Source organism: Kosakonia pseudosacchari (assembly GCF_015167415.1).
Taxonomy (GTDB): domain Bacteria; phylum Pseudomonadota; class Gammaproteobacteria; order Enterobacterales; family Enterobacteriaceae; genus Kosakonia; species Kosakonia pseudosacchari.
Window position 1 is genome coordinate 446694 of the sequence record NZ_CP063425.1, and the last position, 23104, is coordinate 469797.

At 55.0% G+C, this 23104-nt stretch carries 19 protein-coding genes and 3 tRNA genes; 14 read left to right on the forward strand and 8 right to left on the reverse strand.

Features of this window, described 5'->3' with window-relative positions; translation table 11 throughout:
• Nucleotides 1–50: 50 nt before the first annotated feature.
• From frdD to frdA, 4 genes are read right to left on the reverse strand one after another with little or no spacing between them, the layout of a single operon-like run.
• Entirely contained in the window at nt 51–410 is a 360-nt protein-coding gene (frdD, locus tag IP581_RS02040; RefSeq protein ID WP_193821639.1) for a fumarate reductase subunit FrdD, read from the reverse strand.
• A 10-nt stretch (nt 411–420) separates the two neighbouring features.
• Nucleotides 421–816 (reverse strand): fumarate reductase subunit FrdC, encoded by a 396-nt coding sequence (frdC, locus tag IP581_RS02045; RefSeq protein WP_086873005.1) that lies wholly within the window; start codon nt 814–816, stop codon nt 421–423.
• 10 nt (nt 817–826) lie between these two features.
• Nucleotides 827–1561, reverse strand: coding sequence for a succinate dehydrogenase/fumarate reductase iron-sulfur subunit (locus IP581_RS02050; protein ID WP_086873004.1), 735 nt, complete (start codon nt 1559–1561; stop codon nt 827–829).
• Nucleotides 1554–3344, reverse strand: a complete 1791-nt coding sequence (gene frdA, locus IP581_RS02055) for a fumarate reductase (quinol) flavoprotein subunit (RefSeq protein WP_193821640.1) — start codon at nt 3342–3344, stop codon at nt 1554–1556. The genes IP581_RS02050 and frdA overlap by 8 nt, the downstream gene beginning before the upstream one ends.
• A gap of 307 nt (nt 3345–3651) precedes the next feature.
• On the opposite strand from frdA, the gene epmA reads away from it, so the two are divergent.
• Nucleotides 3652–4629 carry an elongation factor P--(R)-beta-lysine ligase gene (epmA, locus tag IP581_RS02060; RefSeq protein ID WP_097401610.1) on the forward strand — a complete coding sequence of 326 codons (978 nt, stop codon included), beginning with the start codon at nt 3652–3654 and terminating at the stop codon, nt 4627–4629.
• 53 nt (nt 4630–4682) lie between these two features.
• On the opposite strand, the gene mscM is transcribed toward epmA, so the two are convergent.
• From mscM to rsgA, 3 genes are all read right to left on the reverse strand, one after another.
• Nucleotides 4683–8015, reverse strand: coding sequence for a miniconductance mechanosensitive channel MscM (gene mscM / locus IP581_RS02065; protein WP_193821641.1), 3333 nt, complete (start codon nt 8013–8015; stop codon nt 4683–4685).
• A gap of 24 nt (nt 8016–8039) precedes the next feature.
• On the reverse strand, nt 8040–9008 hold the full coding sequence (gene asd, locus IP581_RS02070; RefSeq protein ID WP_193821642.1) for an archaetidylserine decarboxylase: 969 nt from the start codon (nt 9006–9008) through the stop codon (nt 8040–8042).
• A 100-nt stretch (nt 9009–9108) separates the two neighbouring features.
• Nucleotides 9109–10164 (reverse strand): small ribosomal subunit biogenesis GTPase RsgA, encoded by a 1056-nt coding sequence (gene rsgA, locus IP581_RS02075; RefSeq protein ID WP_176519706.1) that lies wholly within the window; start codon nt 10162–10164, stop codon nt 9109–9111.
• Between the two features lie 94 nt (nt 10165–10258).
• On the opposite strand from rsgA, the gene orn reads away from it, so the two are divergent.
• The 4 genes from orn to IP581_RS02095 all read left to right on the forward strand — a co-directional run bounded on the left by orn (nt 10259) and on the right by IP581_RS02095 (nt 11424).
• Nucleotides 10259–10804 (forward strand): oligoribonuclease, encoded by a 546-nt coding sequence (orn, locus tag IP581_RS02080; RefSeq protein WP_193821643.1) that lies wholly within the window; start codon nt 10259–10261, stop codon nt 10802–10804.
• Nucleotides 10805–11060: 256 nt separating this feature from the next.
• Nucleotides 11061–11136: transfer RNA gene (locus IP581_RS02085), tRNA-Gly, on the forward strand.
• A 63-nt stretch (nt 11137–11199) separates the two neighbouring features.
• Nucleotides 11200–11275: transfer RNA gene (locus IP581_RS02090), tRNA-Gly, on the forward strand.
• 73 nt (nt 11276–11348) lie between these two features.
• Nucleotides 11349–11424, forward strand: a tRNA-Gly gene (locus tag IP581_RS02095).
• A 269-nt stretch (nt 11425–11693) separates the two neighbouring features.
• On the opposite strand, the gene queG is transcribed toward IP581_RS02095, so the two are convergent.
• Nucleotides 11694–12833, reverse strand: a complete 1140-nt coding sequence (gene queG / locus IP581_RS02100; RefSeq protein ID WP_086872998.1) for a tRNA epoxyqueuosine(34) reductase QueG — start codon at nt 12831–12833, stop codon at nt 11694–11696.
• Between queG and nnr the strand changes: the two genes are divergently transcribed.
• The 9 genes from nnr to hflC all read left to right on the forward strand — a co-directional run bounded on the left by nnr (nt 12832) and on the right by hflC (nt 23071).
• Entirely contained in the window at nt 12832–14358 is a 1527-nt protein-coding gene (gene nnr, locus IP581_RS02105) for a bifunctional ADP-dependent NAD(P)H-hydrate dehydratase/NAD(P)H-hydrate epimerase (protein WP_193821644.1), read from the forward strand. The two genes, queG and nnr, sit on opposite strands and share 2 nt — an antisense overlap.
• Nucleotides 14351–14812, forward strand: a complete 462-nt coding sequence (tsaE, locus tag IP581_RS02110; RefSeq protein ID WP_017459175.1) for a tRNA (adenosine(37)-N6)-threonylcarbamoyltransferase complex ATPase subunit type 1 TsaE — start codon at nt 14351–14353, stop codon at nt 14810–14812. The genes nnr and tsaE overlap by 8 nt, the downstream gene beginning before the upstream one ends.
• Before the next feature lie 16 nt (nt 14813–14828).
• Complete coding sequence (gene amiB, locus IP581_RS02115; protein WP_193821645.1) at nt 14829–16157, forward strand: N-acetylmuramoyl-L-alanine amidase AmiB; 1329 nt, start codon at nt 14829–14831, stop codon at nt 16155–16157.
• Nucleotides 16158–16168: 11 nt separating this feature from the next.
• Nucleotides 16169–18022, forward strand: a complete 1854-nt coding sequence (gene mutL, locus IP581_RS02120) for a DNA mismatch repair endonuclease MutL (RefSeq protein WP_193821646.1) — start codon at nt 16169–16171, stop codon at nt 18020–18022.
• Complete coding sequence (gene miaA, locus IP581_RS02125) at nt 18015–18965, forward strand: tRNA (adenosine(37)-N6)-dimethylallyltransferase MiaA (RefSeq protein ID WP_193821647.1); 951 nt, start codon at nt 18015–18017, stop codon at nt 18963–18965. Before mutL ends, miaA begins: the two co-directional genes overlap by 8 nt.
• Nucleotides 18966–19061: 96 nt before the next feature.
• Entirely contained in the window at nt 19062–19367 is a 306-nt protein-coding gene (gene hfq, locus IP581_RS02130) for an RNA chaperone Hfq (protein WP_017459171.1), read from the forward strand.
• A 75-nt stretch (nt 19368–19442) separates the two neighbouring features.
• Nucleotides 19443–20723: a ribosome rescue GTPase HflX gene (gene hflX / locus IP581_RS02135; RefSeq protein WP_086872993.1), complete on the forward strand. Its 1281-nt coding sequence runs from the start codon at nt 19443–19445 to the stop codon at nt 20721–20723.
• Between the two features lie 81 nt (nt 20724–20804).
• On the forward strand, nt 20805–22064 hold the full coding sequence (gene hflK, locus IP581_RS02140; RefSeq protein WP_086872992.1) for an FtsH protease activity modulator HflK: 1260 nt from the start codon (nt 20805–20807) through the stop codon (nt 22062–22064).
• 2 nt (nt 22065–22066) lie between these two features.
• A complete protein-coding gene (gene hflC / locus IP581_RS02145) occupies nt 22067–23071 on the forward strand; it encodes a protease modulator HflC (protein WP_020456232.1) in 1005 nt (334 codons plus the stop codon).
• The last annotated feature ends 33 nt before the right edge of the window (nt 23072–23104 follow it).

Below are 23104 nucleotides of genomic sequence, written 5' to 3' on the forward strand. Positions count from 1 at the left end.
GACGCTGGCGGGAAATTTGCTCTCCCGCTTACGCAGGAGAGCGACTGGTATCAAAGAAATAAAACACCGATCAGGGTAACGACGGTGAGAATGGCCGCAAGGCCATAAAACACCCATTTACCGCTGGGAACATGGATTTTCAAATCATGCATCATGTGGTGTATACGATGCAGACCGCACCACACCGGCAATACAATCATCAAAAAGATAAAAACGCGGCCAATAAAGCTTTGCGCAAATGCCAGCACGTGATCGTAGCCGAGTGCGTCGCCGGGGTAGAATCCCAGCGGCAACAGCACGCCAATCAACAGCACGATAACCGGTGTAACAATCGCGCCCCACATACCGCCAGCGCCAAATAATCCCCAGAAAACGGGTTCGTCAGAACGTTTTGGATTCGGGTTAATCACGTTGGCCTCCTTACCAGAACAGTGCGACAAACAGGATCACCACGGTGACCACTGCCGTTACCACCCAAAGCCCTTTAATAACCGGCTCTGGACCCAATTTTTCGCCCTTAACAATAATGAGCTGCGCTTTCGGCGCCAGATCAAACCAGGTTTTGGTGTGCAGCAGTGCTGCCGCCAGCGCGATCAGGTTGAGGATCAGCACAATCGGGTTTTGCAGAAAATGCACAAACCCTGCCCAGCTTTCCGGCCCATGTTTCAGCGAAAAAAGACCGAAGATCAGTTCGAGGCTAAACCAGACCGCCGCAACCGCCGTTCCTTCACGCAGCATATAGAAGCGATAAAACGGCAGGGTTTTCCACCAGGTTGATGGCATGGGACGTACCCAGGCTTTGCGTTTAGTCGTCATAATGCACTCCTTAGCGTGGTTTCAGGGTGGCGATAAGAAAGTCTTTCGAGCTCTCTACCTTGCCCTGCTGAATAGCGGCGGCCGGATCGACATGCTTCGGACAGACTTCCGAGCAGTAACCGACAAACGTACAGCTCCACACGCCGTTCTGGCTGTTGAGTTGCCCCATGCGCTCTTTCTTACCTTTATCGCGGCTATCGAGGTTATAGCGATGCGCCAGCGTAATTGCTGCCGGGCCGATAAACTCCGGGTTAAGGCCGAATTGCGGGCAAGCGGCATAACACAAACCGCAGTTGATACAGCCAGAGAACTGGTGATACTTCGCCATCTGCGCCGGCGTTTGCTTGTTAGGCCCCTGATCCGGCGTGCGCGTGTTACCAATAATGTAGGGCTTAATCGCTTCGAGGCTTTCGATAAAGTGGGTCATATCGACCACCAAATCGCGCTCTATCGGGAAGTTGGCCAGAGCTTCGACTTTCAGCCCTTTCTCGTAATCACGCAAAAAGGTTTTACAGGCGAGTTTCGGCACTTTGTTCACCATCATGCCACAAGAGCCGCAAATCGCCATACGGCACGACCAGCGGTAGCTCAGGTCCGGCGCGAGGTTATCTTTGATATAGTTCAGCGCATCAAGCAGCGAAGTGGCTTCATCGTAGGGCACATCGTAAAAAGCGCTGTGCGGCGCGTTGTCCACTTCCGGGTTGTAACGGACAATCTCGATTTTCAGATTCTTCAACTCAGCCATTGTTCGTCTCCTTCTTCTCGGTCGCTTCAGCTTCAGCACCGTAGACGCGTTTTGCTGGCGGCAGCGTGGTGATCTTCACGTCGCTGTACTCCAGACGGGGCGCGCCATCGGCACCGCGGAACGCCAGCGTGTGCTTGAGGAAGTTAACGTCATCGCGCTCGGTACAGCCTTCGTCCAGACGCTGATGCGCACCGCGAGACTCTTTACGTGCCAGCGCGGAGTGCGCCATACATTCGGCGACATTCAGGCCGTGGCCCAGTTCAATGGTGTAAAGCACATCAGTGTTGAAGACGCTGGAGGTATCGGTGATACGCACGCGTTTAAAGCGCTCCTGCAACTCCGCCAGCTTATCCACGGTTTTCTGCATCAGCTCCGTCGTGCGGTAGATGCCGCAACCTTCTTCCATGGATTCACCCATTTCATCGCGGATTTTCGCCCAGCTTTCGGTGCCGTCCTGATTCACCAGCGCTTTCAGGCGTTTTTCCACGTCGGCGGCTTGTGCGTTCAGCGCGCTGTCATTGGCCTCGGTTGCGGTTGCGGCGCGTTCCATAGCGCGTTCGCCGGCAAGACGGCCAAACACCACCAGTTCCGCCAGCGAGTTCGAACCCAGACGGTTTGCGCCATGCAGGCCGACAGAAGAGCACTCACCCACGGCAAACAGACCCTTGATACGGGATTCGCAGTTTTGATCGGTTTCGATACCGCCCATGGTGTAGTGCGCGGTTGGACGTACCGGAATCGGCTCTTTGACCGGATCGACGCCAACATAGGCTTTCGCCAGCTCGCAGATAAATGGCAAACGTTCGTTGATTTTCTTCGCGCCGAGATGACGTAAATCGAGGTGCACCACATCGCCACGCGGCGTGGAGATGGTGTTGCCTTTGCGCCACTCGTGCCAGAAAGCCTGCGACACTTTGTCGCGCGGGCCAAGCTCCATATATTTGTTCTTCGGCTCGCCAAGCGGGGTTTCCGGGCCCATGCCGTAATCCTGCAAATAGCGGTAGCCGTTCTTGTTGACGAGGATCCCGCCTTCACCGCGGCAACCTTCAGTCATCAGAATGCCGGAGCCGGGCAGGCCGGTCGGGTGATACTGCACAAACTCCATATCGCGCAGCGGCACGCCGTGCGCAAGCGCCATGCCCATACCGTCGCCGGTGACAATGCCGCCGTTGGTGTTGTAACGGTAAACGCGACCCGCGCCGCCCGTTGCCATCACCACCGCATTGGCGCGGATCTGCACCAGCGTACCTTCCATCATATTCATGGCCACCAGCCCACGGGCATGGTTGTCATCGACCAGGATATCTAGTACGAAATGCTCGTCGAAACGTTGAATTTGTGGGAACTGAAGGGATGTCTGGAACAGGGTATGCAGCATATGGAAGCCGGTTTTATCGGCGGCAAACCAGGTGCGTTCGATTTTCATCCCGCCGAAGCGGCGCACATTGACCGTTCCGTCAGGACGGCGGCTCCACGGACAGCCCCACTGTTCAAGCTGGGTCATCTCTGTCGGGCAATGATGCACAAAATAGTCAACGACATCCTGTTCGCAGAGCCAGTCACCGCCAGCAACGGTATCGTGGAAATGGTACTCGAAGCTGTCATGATCCTGGGCGACGGCGGCAGAGCCGCCTTCCGCAGCAACAGTGTGGCTGCGCATGGGATAGACTTTTGAAATCAGTGCGATTTTGGCGTTGGGGTGGGCTTGCGCCGCAGCGATCGCGGTGCGTAATCCCGCTCCGCCTGCGCCAATCACAGCGATATCGGCTTGAAAGGTATGCACGACATTCCTCCAGATTATTGTTGTTCCGCAACGATAAGCCAGAAGCGCTCAAGGTAGTTGCGGATATGTTCCACTGCTCCTTTTTGGGTAAGGGCAGTATAACCGTAGAGATTCGGGGGAAATTTGATGCGTTCGATTTTTTTGCTGTTCTATGCGGTGATATGTCATCGATCTTGATTGATATCACCATTAAATGTTTACCCTTCTAGTTATAGACGACATTAATGAAATTATTTTGCGCAAAATTTGTCTCTGCGGATCGATGCGGGTAGACTTCGTGCCCTTGTCTGAAATCGGAGAAAGTACCATGAGCGAGACGGCAACCTGGCAGCCGAGCGCATCCATCCCCAATCTATTGAAACGCGCGGCAATTATGGCGGAAATTCGCCGTTTCTTTGCCGATCGCGGTGTGCTTGAGGTGGAAACGCCCTGTATGAGCCAGGCAACGGTGACAGATATTCACCTGTTCCCGTTCGAAACCCGTTTTGTTGGTCCAGGCCACTCTCAGGGGCTTAATCTCTATCTGATGACCAGCCCGGAATACCACATGAAACGCCTGCTGGCAGCGGGTTGTGGTCCGGTTTTCCAGCTGTGCAGAAGCTTTCGGAACGAAGAGATGGGCCGTCATCACAACCCTGAATTCACCATGCTTGAGTGGTATCGCCCGCACTACGATATGTATCGCTTGATGAATGAAGTGGATGATTTGCTCCAGCAAGTTCTGGAGTGCCAGCCTGCGGAATCGCTCTCTTACCAGCAGGCTTTCCAGCGCTATCTGGAAATCGACCCACTCTCCGCCGATAAAACCCAGCTGCGTGAAGCGGCGGCGAAGCTTGATCTGAGCAATATCGCCGATACAGAAGAAGACCGGGACACGCTGCTGCAATTACTGTTCACCATGGGCGTGGAGCCGCAGATCGGTAAAGATCGTCCGGCCTTCGTGTACCACTTCCCGGCAAGCCAGGCGGCGCTGGCGCAGATCAGCACAGAAGATCACCGCGTTGCAGAGCGTTTTGAGGTTTATTTCAAAGGGATTGAGCTGGCGAACGGTTTCCATGAGCTGACCGATGCCCGCGAACAGCAGCAACGTTTCGAGCAGGATAATCGCAAACGTGCCGCGCGCGGTTTACCGCAGCAACCCGTGGATGTAAACCTGCTGGAAGCACTCAAAGCTGGTCTGCCGGATTGCTCTGGTGTCGCGCTGGGCGTTGATCGTCTGGTAATGCTGGCACTGCAGGCTGAAAGCCTGGCGGACGTGATTGCGTTTACCGTCGACCGGGCCTGATGACCCGATGAGTAAACCGTAAAAAAGGCGCCTGAGGCGCCTTTTTTGTTGGCTTACAAACTGCCCGCCGGGCGGCTGCTTTTGCCTGAGGACGTCAGCGTTCTTGCCGTGCGTTTGCCATCAAGACTCTCCAGACGCATCTGGAATGGTGGGAACGGCAAATCAATACCGTGTTCGCGGAAGCCCGCCAGAATCAGCTGGTGGATTTCGTGGCGTAACGGCATGCGATGCCCCATTTCCGCCGCATAAATTCGCAGCTCAAACAGTTGCAGCCCCTGTTGTAAATCTACAAGGAACACTTCCGGCGCCGGGTTATCAATCACCAGCGAACAGCGTTCAGCGGCGGTGTAAAGAATCTGCGTCACTTCTTCGCTGTTGGCGTCGGCCGGCGCCGGTACCGTCAGCACAACACGCGTGACCGAATCTGACAACGACCAGTTAATAAACTGCTCGGTGATAAACGCTTTGTTCGGCACGATGATCTCTTTGCGATCCCAGTCGCTGATGGTGGTCGCGCGGGTATTGATCCTGGTGATACTGCCGGTCAAATCGCGGATGGTCACCGTATCGCCAATGCGGATCGGCTTTTCAAACAAGATGATCAGGCCAGAGATAAAGTTGGCGAAAATCTCCTGCAAACCAAAACCGAGCCCGACACCGAGTGCTGCCACCAGCCACTGTAATTTTGACCACTCAATGCCGATCATCGAGAAGCCTACCAGCCCGCCAAACAGCATCAGCAGGTATTTGGTGATAGTGGTGATGGCATAACCCGTACCCGGCGCCAGATCCAGATGCTGTAACAGCGCCAGTTCAAGTAACGCGGGGAGGTTACGCACCAGTTGGGTTGTGATAATAAACACCAGAATGGCGATCAGCACCGCGCCGAGGGTGATGGGCTCCAGGCTTTCCACGCCTTGTACCGTTGAGGTGACATCCCACAGCGGGATATTTTCCAGAAAGCCAAACGCGGAATGGATTTCGGACCACAGCACAATCACCGACAGCAGAGCGATCAGCATCAGGATCGAACGCACCAGGCGCAGCGATTGTACGCTGATAGCATCCAGATCGACTTCCGGCTCATCCACCTCGGCAGTGCCTTCGGTACTGGTGTGATGCGGAGCCTCTTCTTCACCACGGGCGCGCTGGGCGAGGATCTCCGCGCGGCGGTGGCGGGCGCGTTCAAAGGCCAGTCGGCGGCGCTGGATCAGCATCCAGCGACGAATGATGTGATAGACCACCAGCAGCAAGAACCAGATGGCGACCGAGGTTTCCAGACGCGCCAGCAGCGCCTGCGCCGTGGCCAGATAACCCACGCAGGCGGCCAGAATCGCCGCAAGAGGCGCACTGAGTAACAGGTTCCACAGCAAGTGGTTGGGCATATTGTCACTGTTACCCGCTTTATCAACATACAGCGGGATCCCGGCACGCTTCAGGCTTAGCGTCACGATCGCCAGCGCCCCGCAAATCAGAATAAAACAGAGCCGCCCCAGCGACGCGGAGAACTCACGATCGTTAAGGTTATCAAACATGATCAGCGCCATGATCAGCGGCACAATAAAACCGATGCTCATCAGGTAATAACGCATTCCCCGTGCCACGCGGTTACGCGGCCAGCCGAAGTGGGCGACAAATAAGCCGGTCGGACGGGCGAACGTAGCGCAGATCATCACCACCCACAGCAGTGGCACAGTGGCGGTCACGCCATCGCCAATCGCCACTGCCAGCGGGTAGGGCCAGGCTTCCTGCAAGCCATAGCCGAGCGTTTTCCACAATACCGGCAGCGGCGACGCGACCAGAATCGACCAGAACACCGTACGCATGGTGAGCCAGAAGTGATCCTGCGTCACTTTGCCCACGCGCGCGCTGGAACGTTCCAGAAAGCGTGTGAAGTGACGGCGGGAGTAAATGCTAAAGCCCACCAGCAGCAAGGCACCAAACAGCGGGAATAGCGTCTCTTTGCTGGTGAGCATCATGGCGCTGGCTTTGCCCAACTGACTGATGGTATCGAGCGACAGCAAGCGACGCAGATCCTGCACGATCTCGATTGGCCAGGCGAAGGAGATCGGGCTGACATCCGCCGTCCAGAACAGATAGCGGTGCGTCGCTTCATTCACTTCTTTTAGCGCGTCTTCCAGTTGGCTATTGGAAACTTTGAGCTTGGTGAGTTCAAGGATAAGCGTATCGCCGCCCTGCAATAGCGAATTCAGCAGCTCGCGCTGGGTGCGCAGTTGCGCTTCCAGAATACGGTTTTGCTCAGCCGTTAGCGGCTGGCCATCCGCCTGGCGGATTTGTCGCAGCTGCGGCTGCTTATTCAACAGATCTTCATAGCGCATGCGATGCACACGCAACTGCGCCATTTCGGTATCAAGCTGCTGCGGTTTTGGCATCTCTGGCAGACGAGCGACCTGCGCGCGTAACGCTTCACCGAGCATATTGGACGCGCCAAGCCATTGCGATTGTTCGCGCAGGGTATTCAGCGCCTGACGAACCTGCAATGTCTGCCCGGTGGCCTGGCGCTGCTGTGAGGCCACCAGATCCATGCGCTGCGCCTGCTGGTTTAGCGCCTGCGACAACTCGCGGTTAATGCGGAACTGCTCGACAATTCCCGCCGGTAAATTAGCGCTGTTTTCGGCCAGTAATTCGGTGCTTTCCAGCGCCTGTTCCGCTTCGCGTTGGCGCTGGCTATTAAGTTGATTACGCAACGCCTGCAAATAGGCGTCGAGTTGCTGGCTCTGCTTTTGCGCCAGCTCGGAACGCATGCGCGCCAGCTCCTGACGGTTATTCGCCGATAGCTGCGCCAATTCCAGTTCATCGACCAGGGCTTTCAGTTTCGCGGATTCCGCCTGCGCGCCAAAGTTTTGCGCTTGAGCCAGCGGGGTATTGCTGTTTTGCGCACCGAGGCGGCGTTCAACTTCGGTGACCTGGCGGCGCGCGTCGGTTTGCTGCTGCGGTAGCTGGCTTAGCGAATCGCTGATTTCCCGGGCGCGCTCCTGCTCCTGCTGCGCTAAACGGGTTTTCTCCAGCAACTGGCTGCTGACTTGCAGGATCTCCTGGTTTAGCGCATCGCTGCTCATGCCCGCTGGAACGGGTTTCGGTTCGTCGCGCAGGTTATCCAGCTGTGCGCGCAGCGTTCGGGAGAGTTTGGGGAAGTTATCAATGACGTCTTGATATTGCCTGGCGCGCTCGAGCGAACCTTTACGTTCTTCGAGCGCGTTTAGCGCGGCCTGGAGCACCTCGACGGTTTCCGCCTGATCCGGCGTGTTTTTCGCCGCTTTGGCTTGCTCCAGCTCCTGAGCGATTTGTCGGGCATCGGGGGCGGTTGCGGCGATAGCCCCCAGGCTGAGGCACCAGGCCATCAGAAAAACGATAATCAGGCGCACATCAGTCTCCAGAATGGTTAAGGCTTAGCTTTCGTCTTGCTTGTCGTCTACCAGCGGGCTGGCGTCATGCTCGGCTTTAATTTCCGCTTCCGGCAGCGGTGCCGGTTGTGCATCCACAGGCGCGAAAGCTTCGGTGGAAACCGCCAGCGGCTGGCCAATTTTGGTCACTGACAGGCTCTGTAACTGCTCGACCAAATTCACTTTGCCCGGCGCAAACAGGTTAATTACCGTGGAACCGAGTTTAAAGCGGCCCATCTCCTGACCTTTCAGCAACGCAACCGCACCTTCACTTTCACCAGCAGGCCAGGTCCAGCGTTTGATAATGCCTTCGCGCGGCGGCGTGATGGTGCCTGCCCATACGGTTTCGATGCTGCCGACAATCGTTGCGCCGACCAGAATTTGCGCCATCGGGCCAAACTCGGTATCAAACAGGCAGATCACGCGTTCGTTACGTGCAAACAAGTTCGGCACGTTCTGCGCCGTCAGATGGTTCACGGAGAAGAGATCGCCCGGCACGTAAATCATCTCGCGCAGGATGCCGTTGCACGGCATATGCACGCGGTGATAGTCGCGCGGCGAGAGATAGGTGGTGACAAAGCTACCGTTACGGAACAGATCCGCCATCAGATAGTTGCCCGCCAGCAGCGCTTCCAGGCTGTAATTATGCCCTTTGGCCTGCAGGATTTTGTCATTGTCGATGGTGCCAAGCTGGCTGACGACGCCGTCTGCCGGCATCACCAGTACGTTCGGATCGGTGTTGAGCGGGCGTACTTCGTCACGCAGTGGGCGGACGAAAAAGTCGTTAAAAGTGCGGTAGCTGGCGGTGTCCGGCTTCTGCGCTTCTTTCATATCGACCTTGTAGTATTTCACGAACAGATCGATAACCAGTTTGGTCAACCAGCCTGCGCGTTTGCTTGCGCCCCAGCCCGCCAGGCGAGTGAGCCACAGTTTCGGCAGAATGTATTGAAGCGAAAGTTTAAATGAATTTAACAAGGTAGCCTCCAGGCTATTGTTTTTGTCGTTCCTGACCCGGCGCGCAAGCACCGGGGTCTTTGAAAATGGGGGACGATTTTAGCGACGCTTAGCGTAGTTGTCAGTCATCAGATTCAGAAAAGCTTTTACGCGTTTTTACTTGCGCCATGCTCTCAAGAATGCGGTGGTAGTTTTCAAACCGACTTTCGGCAATTTCGCCTTTCTCTACCGCCTCGCGGATGGCGCAACCTGGATCAGTATCATGCTTGCAGTCGCGGTATTTGCAATGACCAAGATAGTCATGGAATTCGACAAAACCGTTGGTGATTTGTTCCGGTTCGAGATGCCAGAGGCCAAACTCGCGAACGCCCGGTGAATCAATCACATCGCCGCCATGCGGGAAATGATAAAGCCGCGCCGCGGTCGTGGTGTGCTGGCCGAGGCCAGAGACATCAGAAACGTCGTTGGTGAGAATTTGATCTTCCTGAAAATCAAGCAACGCATTGAGCAGGCTCGATTTCCCCACACCGGACTGACCCGCGAAGATGCTTATGCGGTCGGTCAACGCTTCGACAAGCGGTGCCAGCCCGTCTTGCGTATGGCTTGAAACCATCAGCACTTTGTAGCCAATCCCACGATAGATATCCATCTGCTCGTTAACGAAGGCCATGCTTTCGTCATCCAGCAGATCAATTTTGTTCAGCACAATCAACGGCTCAACCTGCAGGGCTTCACACGCTACCAGATAGCGGTCGATGATATTGAGCGATAATTCCGGCAGGATGGCGGAAACCACGACGATCTGGTCGATATTTGCCGCGATCGGTTTGACGCCATCGTAAAAGTCGGGGCGCGTGAGCACCGAGGTGCGCTCATGGACCGCTTCAACGATACCTTTCACGGTGACACCTTCCGCCGCCTCTTTACCCGGACGCCACACCACGCGGTCACCGGTGACCAGCGAGCGGATAGTTCGGCGTATGTTGCAGCGATGCACTTTGCCATCGGCGGATTCCACATCGGCGTGCATGCCAAAGCGGCTGATCACCACCCCTTCGGACGGATCACCGAACAGGTTGTCATCGTAGTCAGCTTTCTCCGCAGACGTTTTTAGTCGGCGCTGGTGGTTCGCATTGACGCGGCGCTGCTGGCCTTTGGAGAGTTTATTTTTACTCAATCGTGCTGGCTCCTGGTCGCCCCGGATGGGCAAAACGACTATGATACACGCAATTTTAGATGAATATAGTTACGCGAGAAGGGTGGAAAATAGCATGAGCGCAAATGAAAACAACCTCATTTGGATCGATCTTGAAATGACGGGGTTAGATCCCGAGCGCGATCGCATTATTGAAATCGCGACGCTGGTGACCGATGCAAACCTCCACATTCTGGCGGAAGGCCCGGTAATTGCAGTCCACCAATCCGACGCGCAATTAGCGCTGATGGATGACTGGAACGTACGTACGCACACCGGCAGTGGACTGGTGGAACGCGTGAAGGCCAGCCAACTGGATGACCGTGCGGCAGAACTGGCGACCATTGCGTTCCTGAAAGAGTGGGTACCAGCGGGGAAATCGCCGATTTGCGGTAACAGTATCGGCCAGGATCGCCGCTTTCTGTTTAAGTACATGCCGGAACTCGAAGCCTATTTCCATTATCGTTACCTTGATGTCAGCACGCTGAAAGAGCTGGCGCGTCGCTGGAAACCGGAAGTGCTGGAAGGGCTGAAAAAGCAGAACACCCATCAGGCACTGGATGATATTCGCGAATCGGTGGCGGAACTGGCTTACTATCGCGAACATTTTATTAAGCTGTAATGCGTCAGCGACGCGGAGCCGGAAATTTTTCGCTTCGGCTCTGTAAGCCACTCGTGGCGCGATTTTGCCGGAAAAATGCGCGTTTTGTCGATTAAATCGGCACTTGAACAAAAAAAGCGAAAATTTGCTTTCGGGGGCTTGCAGCAGGAAGGATTTCTCGTATAATGCGCCTCCCGTGAAGACACAGAAATGTGCAACACGGCATCACGAAATTTTAGTGAAAAGCGAAAGCAAGTTACTGAAAAATCGATGATAAGCGGGAATAGCTCAGTTGGTAGAGCACGACCTTGCCAAGGTCGGGGTCGCGAGTTCGAGTCTCGTTTCCCGCTCCAAAATTTGAAATGCACCATCCAGATTTACTGGCTTCGGCATTGACGTTGAACCCAGATAAATATGCGGGAATAGCTCAGTTGGTAGAGCACGACCTTGCCAAGGTCGGGGTCGCGAGTTCGAGTCTCGTTTCCCGCTCCAAATTTGAAATGCCGAAAGGCACGCACCATCCAGATTTACTGGTGACGGCAAGCAAGCCAAACCAGATAAGTATGCGGGAATAGCTCAGTTGGTAGAGCACGACCTTGCCAAGGTCGGGGTCGCGAGTTCGAGTCTCGTTTCCCGCTCCAAATTTTCAAATCCAATAAATTATCCACAGGGAATTTCCTCGTTGGGGACGTTTTTTATTGTCTTCGCTAAACGTTTGTGAACAGACTTATCCACAGGCTCACCTTTCATTCGCAACCCATCCATTACTTCGGTAAGTAAATGATTTGTTTTTAGTGCATTGAAAAATAGAAAGAAAATAACATTGCAAACTGTTAACGCGATCGCTTGACGATTTTGGGCGCGTTGAATCGTAATGTGTTTTTAATTTTATTCACAAGCTGTGGATGGCTCAGGCGTCGCGCGGCAGACCTTTTTCAACCACCCGCACCAGCCGTTGTTTTTTCGAGGTTTGGACTTCCACGACGCAGGCATTACGCTTCTCAATTTGCTGCGCAATCGCCCACTGTATGTGTTCGTCGAGAAGTGGGTGCTCACCAAGGCGTTTTTCGAGCGCCTGAATATTGGCGATATCCCACGGCGCATTCCCCAGCGCGACGGCAATATTCCGCAGCCAGCGCAGGTGCCCAATACGGCGTATGGCCGAACCTTCAGTGATTTTCAAAAAATACGCCTCGGTCCAGCCGAACAGCTCAATCAACGCTGGCGCGTGCAGCGCTTTACGCGGGCTGAAATCCTCTTCTTCGGTCAACTGAGAGAAACGGTTCCACGGGCAGATCAACTGACAATCGTCACAGCCGTAAATCCGGTTACCTATCAGCGCACGAAACTCTTCAGGGATAGCGCCTTCCAGCTCAATGGTGAGATAAGAAATGCAGCGCCGGGCATCGACCGTATAGGGTTCGACAATCGCGCCGGTCGGGCAGATGGTCATGCAGGCCACACAGCGACCGCAGCCTTCTTCCACCGGTTGGTCGACGGGTAGCGGTAGATCGATCAATAACTCGCCAAGGAAAAAGAACGAGCCCGCGTCGCGGCTCAAGATAAGTGAGTGCTTACCTGTCCAGCCAAGCCCGGCTTTTTCCGCCAGTGGGCGCTCAAGAATGGGCGCGGAATCGACAAAAGGTCTAAAATTCAGCGAAGCACATTGCTGCTGAATTAACTCGCCGAGCTTTTTTAACCGGTTGCGCAGCAGCTTATGGTAATCGCGGCCCAGCGCATAACGGCTGACATACCCGAGCGCCGGGTTTTTCAACGTGCTGGCGAAGGCCGCTTGCGCGGGAAGGTAGTTCATTCGCACGCTGATAACGCGCAGTGTGCCGGGGAGAAGCTCATGGGGGCGGGCGCGCATCATGCCGTGACGCGCCATCCACTCCATCTCGCCGTGATATTGTTTGTCCAGCCATGCCTGTAACGCAGGTTCGCTGGCGCTGAGATCGGTATCAGTAATACCGACCTGCTGAAAACCTAGTTCAGTGCCCCACTGTTTGATTTGTTGCGCTAAGTGATTGAGATCGAGGGGCTCTGACATGACGGACCATACAATGAAGAAAATCGCAGCAAGTATACCACACTCTGTCTGGCCTGCTGAGGACCTCAAGCGCGCTGAAAAAGAGGCGGCGGATAGCCTTGGTATCACGCTTTATGAACTGATGCAACGCGCGGGAGAAGCGGCGTTCAACATTGCGCGAGAACATTTTCCCGATGCGCGCTGCTGGCTTGTGCTTTGTGGTCACGGCAATAACGGTGGCGACGGCTATGTGGTGGCGCGTTTAGCGGCGGCGGCGGGGCTTTCCGTGACGCTGCTGGCGCTGGAAGGCAACAAACCGCTGCCGGAAGAGGCAGTGCAGGCGCGCGATGCGTGGCTCAACGCCGGCGGCGAGATCCATGCGGCTGATGTTCTGTGGCCGGAACAGGTTGATCTCATTATTGATGGGCTGCTTGGCACCGGGCTGACCAGTGCGCCGCGCGATGATGTGGCGGCGCTAATTGATCATGCCAATGCGCACCCGGCTCCTGTGCTGGCACTGGATATTCCCTCTGGCCTGAATGCGCAAACCGGCGCGGCCGCAGGTGCGGTGATGCAGGCGCGTCATACGGTGACGTTTATCGCCCTTAAACCGGGTTTGCTAACGGGCAAAGCGCGCGATGTAGTTGGTCAATTACATCACCATGCCTTAGGGCTTGACGCCTGGCTTTCTGGCCAGCAAACATCAATTTCCCGTTTTGATGGCAGCCTACTTACACAGTGGTTTACGCCACGGCGGCCCACTTCGCATAAAGGCGATTTCGGGCGGCTGGTGATTATCGGTGGCGATCACGGAACGGCAGGCGCGGTGCGCATGGCGGGAGAAGCCGCGTTGCGCACAGGAGCCGGCCTGGTGCGGGTACTCACGCGTAGTGAGAATATCGTGCCCATTATTACCGCGCGCCCGGAATTGATGGTGCACGAACTCACCGCCGAGTCGCTGGATGAGAGCCTTGCATGGGCGGACGTGGTGGTGATTGGCCCCGGTCTTGGGCAACAGGAGTGGGGTAAAAAGGCGCTACAGAAAGTGGAAAATTTTCGCAAACCGATGTTATGGGATGCGGATGCGTTGAACCTTCTGGCAATCAATCCCGATAAACGTCACAATCGCGTTCTGACGCCGCACCCCGGCGAAGCCGCTCGCCTGCTTAACTGTAGCGTGGCAGAAATTGAAAGCGACCGCTTACTTTCCGCCCGGCGTCTGGTAAAACGTTACGCAGGTATTGTCGTGCTGAAAGGTGCGGGTACGGTTATCGCGAGCGACGAAGGCGAAACGGGCATTATTGATGCCGGCAACGCCGGAATGGCAAGTGGCGGAATGGGCGATGTGCTGTCGGGCATTATCGGTTCGCTACTGGGGCAAAAATTGAGCCTGTATGACGCAGCCTGTGCCGGGTGTGTCGCACACGGCGCGGCGGCGGATCGTCTGGCGGTGCAGCACGGCCAGCGAGGCATGCTGGCAACCGATCTTTTTAGCACGCTGCTGCGTGTTGTTAACCCGGATGTAATTGAAACAGAAGATGATTAATCGAGTTATTCCTTTACCTGACGAGCAATCAACACTGGATCTCGGCAAGCGTGTGGCGCAGGCCTGTGACGGCGCGACAGTGATTTATTTATATGGCGATCTTGGTGCAGGTAAAACCACCTTTAGCCGGGGATTTCTCCAGGCTTTAGGCCATAACGGTAATGTCAAAAGCCCAACGTATACATTGGTTGAACCTTACACCCTCGATAAATTAATGGTGTACCACTTCGATTTGTACCGCCTTGCGGACCCGGAGGAGCTGGAATTTATGGGGATCCGTGATTATTTTGCCAACGATGCGATTTGCCTGGTCGAGTGGCCGCAACAAGGTGCGGGTGTACTGCCTGACCCGGATGTCGAAATCCATTTAGATTACCAGGCACAGGGGCGTGAGGCGCGCATTAGCGCTGTATCCTCATCTGGCGATTCGTTACTGGCACGTATGGCCGGTTAACCGGAAGGATGACGGAATGATCTGTCACGTGAAAAGTTGGTTGGCGCTCGCGTTGTTCCTGCTGTGTACGCAGGTGAGTGCGGCGAGTTTAGCGGATATTCAGGTGTCGAATGGCGATAGCCAGGCGCGTATCACTTTCAGTTTTATGGGCGATCCAGACTATTCGTTTTCTCAACAGGGCAAACGCAGCGTTGCGCTGGACATCAAGCAGACTGGCGTTATTCAGGGTCTGCCGCTGCAGTTCAGTGGCAATAATCTGGTGAGAAGCATTCGTGCCGGTACCGCACAGGACAACCAGTCGATTCGGCTGGTGGTGGATCTGACGCAGAACGGTAAAACCCGCGCGGTGAAACAGCAAAGCGGTGCGGGTTACACCGTCGTCTTTACCATTGATGCCGACGTTCCTCCGCCTCCACCGCCGCCAAAAGTGGTGGTGAAACGCCCAGAAACCCCGGCGGTTATGTCGCAACAAACGGCACCGGGACGTAATCCGTTTAAAGGCGAAAACGATCGCATCACCAGCGTCACCAGCAGCAATACCATCACGCGGCCTGCGATGCAGTCACGCGCCGTTTCTGGCGATAAAGTGGTGATTGCCATCGATGCCGGGCATGGCGGTCAGGATCCCGGCGCGATTGGCGCAGGGGGAACGCAGGAGAAAAATGTCACTATCTCCATTGCGCGGAAGCTGCGGGCATTACTGAATAGTGACCCCATGTTCAAACCGGTAATGACCCGCGATGGCGATTACTTTATTTCGGTAATGGGTCGCTCCGACGTGGCGCGTAAGCAGAATGCAAACTTTTTGGTTTCGATTCATGCCGATGCCGCGCCTAATCGCGATGCGACCGGCGCTTCGGTATGGGTGTTATCTAACCGCCGTGCAAACAGTGAAATGGCGGGCTGGCTGGAGCAGCATGAGAAGCAGTCCGAGCTGCTTGGCGGTGCGGGCGATGTACTGGCAAATAGCCAGTCCGACCCTTATCTGAGCCAGGCGGTGCTGGATTTACAGTTCGGCCATTCCCAGCGCGTAGGCTATGATGTCGCCACCAGTATGCTCAGCCAGCTTCAGCGCATCGGTGCATTACATAAACGCCGCCCTGAGCACGCTAGCCTTGGTGTTCTGCGCTCGCCGGATATTCCGTCGGTGCTGGTCGAAACTGGTTTTATCAGTAACAGCAGCGAAGAGCGGCTACTGGGAAGCGATGCCTACCAGCAGCAAATTGCCGAAGCAATTTATGGCGGGCTGCGTAACTATTTCCTCGCACACCCGTTGCAATCCTCGCCGCAGAGCGGCGGGCAAACCGCCAGCGCGGGCTCATCTGCTAACGGGTTGCTCAACTAAGGATTTTTTTCATGCCGATACAGGTTCTACCGCCACAGCTTGCGAACCAGATCGCCGCGGGCGAAGTGGTTGAACGCCCTGCGTCGGTGGTGAAAGAGTTAGTGGAAAACAGCCTTGATGCTGGCGCTACGCGTATTGATATTGATATCGAACGCGGTGGCGCGAAGTTGATTCGAATCCGTGATAACGGTGTCGGCATCAAAAAAGAGGAGCTGGCGCTGGCGCTGGCACGTCACGCCACCAGCAAAATCGCGTCTCTGGATGACCTGGAAGCGATCATTAGCCTCGGTTTTCGCGGTGAAGCGCTGGCAAGTATCAGCTCGGTTTCCCGCTTAACGTTGACTTCCCGTACTGCCGATCAGCAAGAAGCCTGGCAGGCTTACGCCGAAGGGCGCGAGATGGCGGTGACCGTGAAACCTGCGGCCCACCCCGTGGGCACGACGCTTGAAGTGTTGGATCTGTTTTACAACACGCCCGCACGACGCAAATTCATGCGCACGGAAAAAACCGAGTTCGGCCATATCGATGAAGTGATCCGCCGCATCGCGCTGGCGCGTTTTGATGTCACCATTAATCTCAATCACAACGGTAAATTGGTGCGTCAGTATCGCGCGGTTGCTGAAGGGGGGCAGAAAGAGCGCCGCCTTGGCGCGATTTGCGGTACGCCATTTTTAGAGCAGGCGCTGGCCATTGAGTGGCAGCATGGTGACTTAGCATTGCGCGGCTGGGTGGCCGATCCCAAAAGTACCTCCAGCGCTTTCGCTGAAATCCAGTATTGTTATGTGAATGGTCGCATGATGCGCGACCGGCTGATTAACCACGCTATTCGCCAGGCCTGTGAAGATAAACTGGGCGCGGATCAGCAGCCTGCGTTTGTGCTTTATCTGGAAATCGATCCGCATCAAGTGGATGTGAATGTCCATCCGGCAAAACATGAGGTGCGCTTTCATCAGTCGCGGCTGGTACATGATTTTATCTACCAGGGCGTGTTGAGTGTGCTGCAACAGCAGATGGAAACACCGTTACCGCTTTCTGAAGAACCCGCGCCAAGAGCGCTGCCGGAAAACCGCGTGGCGGCAGGGCGCAACCAGTTTGCTGAACCGTTGGTCGCTCGCGAGCCGCAAGCGTCGCGTGTTTCCCCCCCTTCTTCCCGGGGAGCGCGTAGCAGTACCACCGCTCAGCCATGGCCTAACGCTCAGCCGGGTTATCAGAAACAGCAGGGGGCGCTTTATCGGCAATTGCTGGAAACACCAGTTGTCGAACGTAAACATGAAAATGCGGAGCCTGTCGCTCCGTCACTGGACGGGCACAGCCAGAGTTTTGGTCGCGTATTAACGCTTATTGCGCCGCATTTCGCGCTACTTGAGCGTGACGGAAAGTTAGCATTGCTGGCGCTGCCGGTGGCTGAACGCTGGCTGCGCCATGCGCAACTGTCGCCAGACCATGCGCCTGCCTGCGGTCAGCCGTTATTGATTCCGGTGCGTTTAAAAATCTCTGCGCAAGAGAGCGCAGTGTTGAAGCGTGCGCAGGCAGTGCTGGCGGAAATGGGTATCGAATTTGTGCCAGATGGACAGCACGTGACCATTCGCGCAGTGCCTTTACCCTTGCGCCAACAAAATTTACAAATCTTGATTCCCGCTCTGATAGGCTACCTGGCGCAGCAGACAAGCATTGATGCGGTGAATATTTCTCACTGGCTGGCGCGCCAGCTGGTGAGCGAACATCCACAATGGAGTGTGGCGCAGGCGATAACCCTGCTTGCCGACGTTGAACGGCTTTGTCCGCATCTGATGAAGACCCCGCCGGATGGTTTATTACAACCTGTTGATTTGCAAAAGGCGATGAACGCCCTGAAAAATGAGTGAAGTGAGTAAGGCTGGCCTGCCGAAGGCTATTTTTTTGATGGGGCCCACGGCCTCCGGCAAAACTGCATTAGCCATTGAGCTTCGTAAAGTTTTGCCAGTAGAGTTGATAAGCGTAGATTCAGCCCTTATCTATCGGGGAATGGATATCGGTACCGCCAAGCCAAGTTCGGAAGAATTGCAAGCTGCGCCGCACCGGTTGTTGGATATTCTCGATCCGGCGTTAGCTTATTCCGCCGCTGATTTTCGCCGCGATGCGCTGGCGGAGATGAAAGAGATAACCGATGCAGGGCGTATTCCTCTGCTGGTGGGCGGTACGATGCTCTACTTTAAGGCGCTGCTGGAAGGGTTATCGCCTCTTCCGTCGGCAGACGCGCAAGTGCGAGCAGACATTGAAAAACAGGCGGCAGAGCGTGGATGGGAAGCGTTGCATCAGCAGTTGCGGGAGATTGATCCCGTTGCCGCAGCGCGGATTCATCCAAATGATCCGCAAAGGCTTTCCCGGGCACTGGAAGTTTTTTTCATTTCGGGTAAAACTTTAACGGATCTGACGCAAACGTCAGGAGACGCTCTGCCTTACCAGGTGCATCAGTTCGCCATCGCCCCGGCGAGCCGTGAACTGCTCCATCAACGAATTGAGCAGCGTTTTCATCAGATGTTGGCTTCAGGTTTTGAAGCAGAAGTGCGGGCGCTTTTTGCTCGCGGTGATTTGCATACGGATATGCCTTCCATTCGTTGTGTGGGATACCGCCAGATGTGGTCATACATTGAAGGCGAAATTTCATACGATGAAATGGTTTATCGAGGTATTTGCGCGACGAGGCAGTTAGCCAAGCGGCAGATAACCTGGTTACGGGGCTGGGATGGCGTTCACTGGTTAGAGAGTGAAAAGCCAGAAAAGTCTTACCGTGACGTGCTGCAGGTTGTTAGTGCTATCGCAGGGTGAATGTGTACAATTAAGTCGTATGGCGCGCAAATTTTTACGCAGTTTTCAGAACTTACGGGTTCTAAGTACAAAACAAGCATATAAGGAAAAGATAGAATGGCTAAGGGGCAATCTTTACAAGATCCGTTCCTGAACGCACTGCGTCGGGAACGTGTTCCAGTTTCAATTTATTTGGTGAATGGTATTAAGCTGCAAGGGCAAATTGAGTCTTTCGATCAGTTCGTGATCCTGTTGAAAAACACGGTCAGTCAGATGGTCTATAAGCACGCGATTTCAACTGTTGTTCCATCTCGTCCGGTTTCTCATCACAGCAACAATGCCGGCGGCGGTACCAGCAGTAACTACCATCACGGTAGCAACGCGCAGGGCTCTGCACAGCAGGAAGGCGAAGAGACCGAATAAGGTTGACGGCTGATTTTCCAGATCGGGGAGCCAGTAAAGCTGTGTTCCCCGCTGGTATTTTATGAGGGTTTACGCTTGTTTGACCGTTATGACGCCGGTGAGCAGGCGGTACTGGTACACATCTATTTTTCGCAAGACAAAGATATGGAAGACCTCCAGGAGTTTGAATCTCTGGTCTCTTCCGCCGGTGTCGAAGCAATGCAGGTGATTACCGGTAGCCGTAAAGCACCGCATCCAAAATATTTTGTTGGTGAAGGTAAAGCAGTTGAAATTGCGGATGCCGTAAAATCTGCGGGCGCTTCTGTTGTGCTCTTTGATCATGCGCTAACCCCAGCCCAGGAACGTAACCTGGAGAGACTGTGCGAATGTCGAGTCATCGATCGCACCGGTCTGATATTAGATATTTTTGCCCAGCGTGCGCGTACGCATGAGGGGAAATTGCAAGTAGAGTTGGCGCAGTTGCGCCATCTGGCGACACGCCTTGTGCGTGGCTGGACCCACCTTGAACGACAAAAGGGCGGCATTGGTTTGCGCGGTCCGGGTGAAACCCAGCTCGAAACCGACCGTCGTTTGTTGCGTAATCGTATTACTCAGATCCTCTCGCGCCTCGAAAAGGTTGAAAAGCAGCGTGAACAGGGGCGTCGTTCCCGCACGAAAGCCGATATTCCAACGGTCTCGCTGGTGGGGTATACCAACGCCGGTAAATCCACGCTGTTTAACCAGATAACCCAGGCGCAGGTCTACGCGGCCGATCAGCTATTCGCCACCCTCGATCCGACCCTGCGTCGTATTGATGTCGCGGATGTCGGCGAAACGGTGCTGGCGGACACGGTAGGGTTTATTCGCCACTTGCCGCACGATTTGGTTGCCGCGTTTAAAGCAACCTTGCAGGAGACGCGCCAGGCGACGCTGTTGCTGCATGTGATTGACGCCGCCGATGTGCGAGTGCAGGAAAACATCGATGCAGTGAACACCGTGCTGGAAGAGATTGAGGCGCACGATATCCCGACACTGCTGGTGATGAACAAAATCGATATGCTGGACGATTTCGAACCGCGTATTGATCGGGATGAAGAGAACAAACCGATCCGTGTCTGGCTCTCCGCGCAGACAGGGGTTGGTGTACCACTGTTATTCCAGGCTTTGACTGAACGTCTTGCGGGTGAAGTGGCGCAGCACACGCTGCGATTACCGCCGCAGGAAGGGCGTCTGAGAAGTCGGTTTCACCAGCTTCAGGCAATAGAAAAAGAGTGGATGGAAGACGATGGCAGCGTAGGTATGCAGGTGCGTATGCCGATCGTCGACTGGCGTCGACTCTGTAAACAAGAACCGGCACTCGAAGAGTACGTCGTTTGACCGGCAGCCTGAAGATTTTTCCCCTTTGGGGGTGCCCGCCAAAGGCCGGGTATACACCGCAAATAAATATGGAGCACATACATGGCGTGGAATCAGCCCGGTAACAACGGACAAGACCGCGACCCGTGGGGAAGCAGCAAACCAGGCGGCAACTCTGAGGGAAATGGAAACAAAGGCGGTCGCGATCAGGGGCCACCTGATCTGGATGATATTTTCCGTAAACTGAGTAAAAAACTCGGTGGCCTGGGTGGTGGTAAAAGCACCGGCGGCGGTAATCCGGGTTCTTCTGGCCCTCGTGGCCAGGCGAGCGGGCGCATTGTGGGTATCGTTGCCGCAGCGGTCGTTATTATCTGGGCTGCAACCGGGTTCTACACCATCAAAGAAGCGGAACGTGGCGTTGTCACCCGTTTTGGCAAGTTTAGCCATTTGGTCGAACCGGGCCTGAACTGGAAACCGACCTTTATTGATGAAGTAACTCCAGTAAACGTGGAATCCGTTCGTGAACTGGCGGCATCTGGCGTGATGTTGACGTCTGATGAAAACGTCGTGCGCGTTGAAATGAACGTGCAGTACCGCATTACTGATCCTGAGCGCTATCTGTTTAGCGTTACCAGCGCCGACGACAGCCTGCGTCAGGCAACGGATAGCGCGCTGCGCGGCGTTATTGGCAAATACACCATGGATCGTATTCTGACCGAAGGTCGTACCGTTATTCGTAGCGATACCCAGCGCGAACTGGAAGAGACCATTCGCCCATATAACATGGGGATTACCCTGCTGGACGTTAACTTCCAGGCCGCTCGTCCGCCGGAAGAGGTGAAAGCCGCGTTTGATGATGCCATTGCCGCCCGTGAAAACGAGCAGCAGTACATCCGTGAAGCCGAAGCTTATACCAACGAAGTTCAGCCGCGTGCGAACGGTCAGGCGCAGCGTATCCTTGAAGAGGCGCGCGCGTACAAAACGCAAACCATCCTGGAAGCACAGGGTGAAGTGGCGCGCTTTGCTAAGATCCTGCCGGAATATAAAGCCGCGCCGGAAATTACCCGTGAGCGTCTGTATATCGAAACCATGGAAAAAGTGCTGAGCCATACCCGCAAAGTGCTGGTTAACGATAAAGGCGGCAACCTGATGGTGCTACCGCTGGATCAGATGCTGAAAGGTGGTAATGCCGCGCCTGCGGCAAAGAGTGACAACAGTGGCGCGAATAACTTGCTGCGTCTGCCGCCAGCGTCAAGCTCCAGTAGCAGCGCCAACAGCGCCCCCGCAACGTCTGCGGGAGATATCATGGACCAACGCCGCGTTAACGCGCAGCGTAACGACTACCAGCGTCAGGGGGAATAACGATGCGTAAGTCAGTTATCGCGATCATCATCATCGTGCTGGTAGTGCTCTACACCTCTATTTTTGTAGTGAAAGAAGGCGAGCGCGGTATCTCGCTGCGCTTTGGTAAAGTGCTGCGTGATGATGAAAACAAGCCGTTGGTTTATGCGCCGGGTCTGCATTTCAAACTGCCGTTTATTGAGTCGGTTAAGCTGCTTGATGCACGTATCCAGACCATGGATAACCAGGCAGATCGCTTTGTGACCAAAGAGAAAAAAGACCTGATCGTCGACTCTTACATCAAGTGGCGTATCAGCGATTTCAGCCGTTACTATCTGGCGACTGGCGGCGGCGACGTCTCCCAGGCGGAAGTGCTGCTGAAACGTAAGTTCTCTGACCGTCTGCGTTCTGAAATCGGTCGTCTGGATGTGAAAGACATCGTTACCGATTCTCGCGGTCGTTTGACGCTCGAAGTGCGCGATGCGCTGAACTCTGGTTCTGCAGGCACTGAAGACGAAGTGTCGACGCCTGCTGCCGATGACGCCATCGCGAAAGCGGCTGAGCGTGTTCAGGCTGAAACCAACGGTAAAGTGCCGGTTATCAACCCGAACAGTATGGCGGCGTTAGGTATTGAAGTGGTTGATGTGCGTATTAAGCAGATTAACCTGCCGACTGAAGTGTCGGATGCGATCTACAACCGTATGCGCGCCGAGCGTGAAGCGGTTGCCCGTCGCCACCGTTCACAGGGTCAGGAAGAAGCGGAAAAACTGCGTGCTGCCGCGGATTACGAAGTGACCAAAACGCTGGCGGAATCGGAGCGTCAGGGACGTATCCTGCGTGGTGAGGGTGATGCTGAAGCGGCGAAACTGTTTGCTGATGCATTCAGCCAGGATCCGGACTTCTATGCTTTTATCCGTAGTCTGCGCGCCTATGAAAGCAGCTTCCAGAGCAACCAGGATGTGATGGTGCTTAGCCCGGATAGCGATTTCTTCCGTTATATGAAGACGCCGACTTCCGCGACTCGTTAAGATAACCTGCGGTTTTCATCGTAAAAACCACCG

What these genes read in the sequence shown, in the direction of transcription:
- frdC (WP_086873005.1), bottom strand. Translation starts at nt 816, where the DNA reads ATGACGACTAAACGCAAAGCCTGGGTACGTCCCATGCCATCAACCTGG.
- IP581_RS02050 (WP_086873004.1), bottom strand. Translation starts at nt 1,561, where the DNA reads ATGGCTGAGTTGAAGAATCTGAAAATCGAGATTGTCCGTTACAACCCG.
- epmA (WP_097401610.1), top strand. Translation starts at nt 3,652, where the DNA reads ATGAGCGAGACGGCAACCTGGCAGCCGAGCGCATCCATCCCCAATCTA.
- orn (WP_193821643.1), top strand. Translation starts at nt 10,259, where the DNA reads ATGAGCGCAAATGAAAACAACCTCATTTGGATCGATCTTGAAATGACG.
- nnr (WP_193821644.1), top strand. Translation starts at nt 12,832, where the DNA reads ATGACGGACCATACAATGAAGAAAATCGCAGCAAGTATACCACACTCT.
- queG (WP_086872998.1), bottom strand. Translation starts at nt 12,833, where the DNA reads ATGTCAGAGCCCCTCGATCTCAATCACTTAGCGCAACAAATCAAACAG.
- tsaE (WP_017459175.1), top strand. Translation starts at nt 14,351, where the DNA reads ATGATTAATCGAGTTATTCCTTTACCTGACGAGCAATCAACACTGGAT.
- amiB (WP_193821645.1), top strand. Translation starts at nt 14,829, where the DNA reads ATGATCTGTCACGTGAAAAGTTGGTTGGCGCTCGCGTTGTTCCTGCTG.
- mutL (WP_193821646.1), top strand. Translation starts at nt 16,169, where the DNA reads ATGCCGATACAGGTTCTACCGCCACAGCTTGCGAACCAGATCGCCGCG.
- miaA (WP_193821647.1), top strand. Translation starts at nt 18,015, where the DNA reads ATGAGTGAAGTGAGTAAGGCTGGCCTGCCGAAGGCTATTTTTTTGATG.
- hfq (WP_017459171.1), top strand. Translation starts at nt 19,062, where the DNA reads ATGGCTAAGGGGCAATCTTTACAAGATCCGTTCCTGAACGCACTGCGT.
- hflK (WP_086872992.1), top strand. Translation starts at nt 20,805, where the DNA reads ATGGCGTGGAATCAGCCCGGTAACAACGGACAAGACCGCGACCCGTGG.
- hflC (WP_020456232.1), top strand. Translation starts at nt 22,067, where the DNA reads ATGCGTAAGTCAGTTATCGCGATCATCATCATCGTGCTGGTAGTGCTC.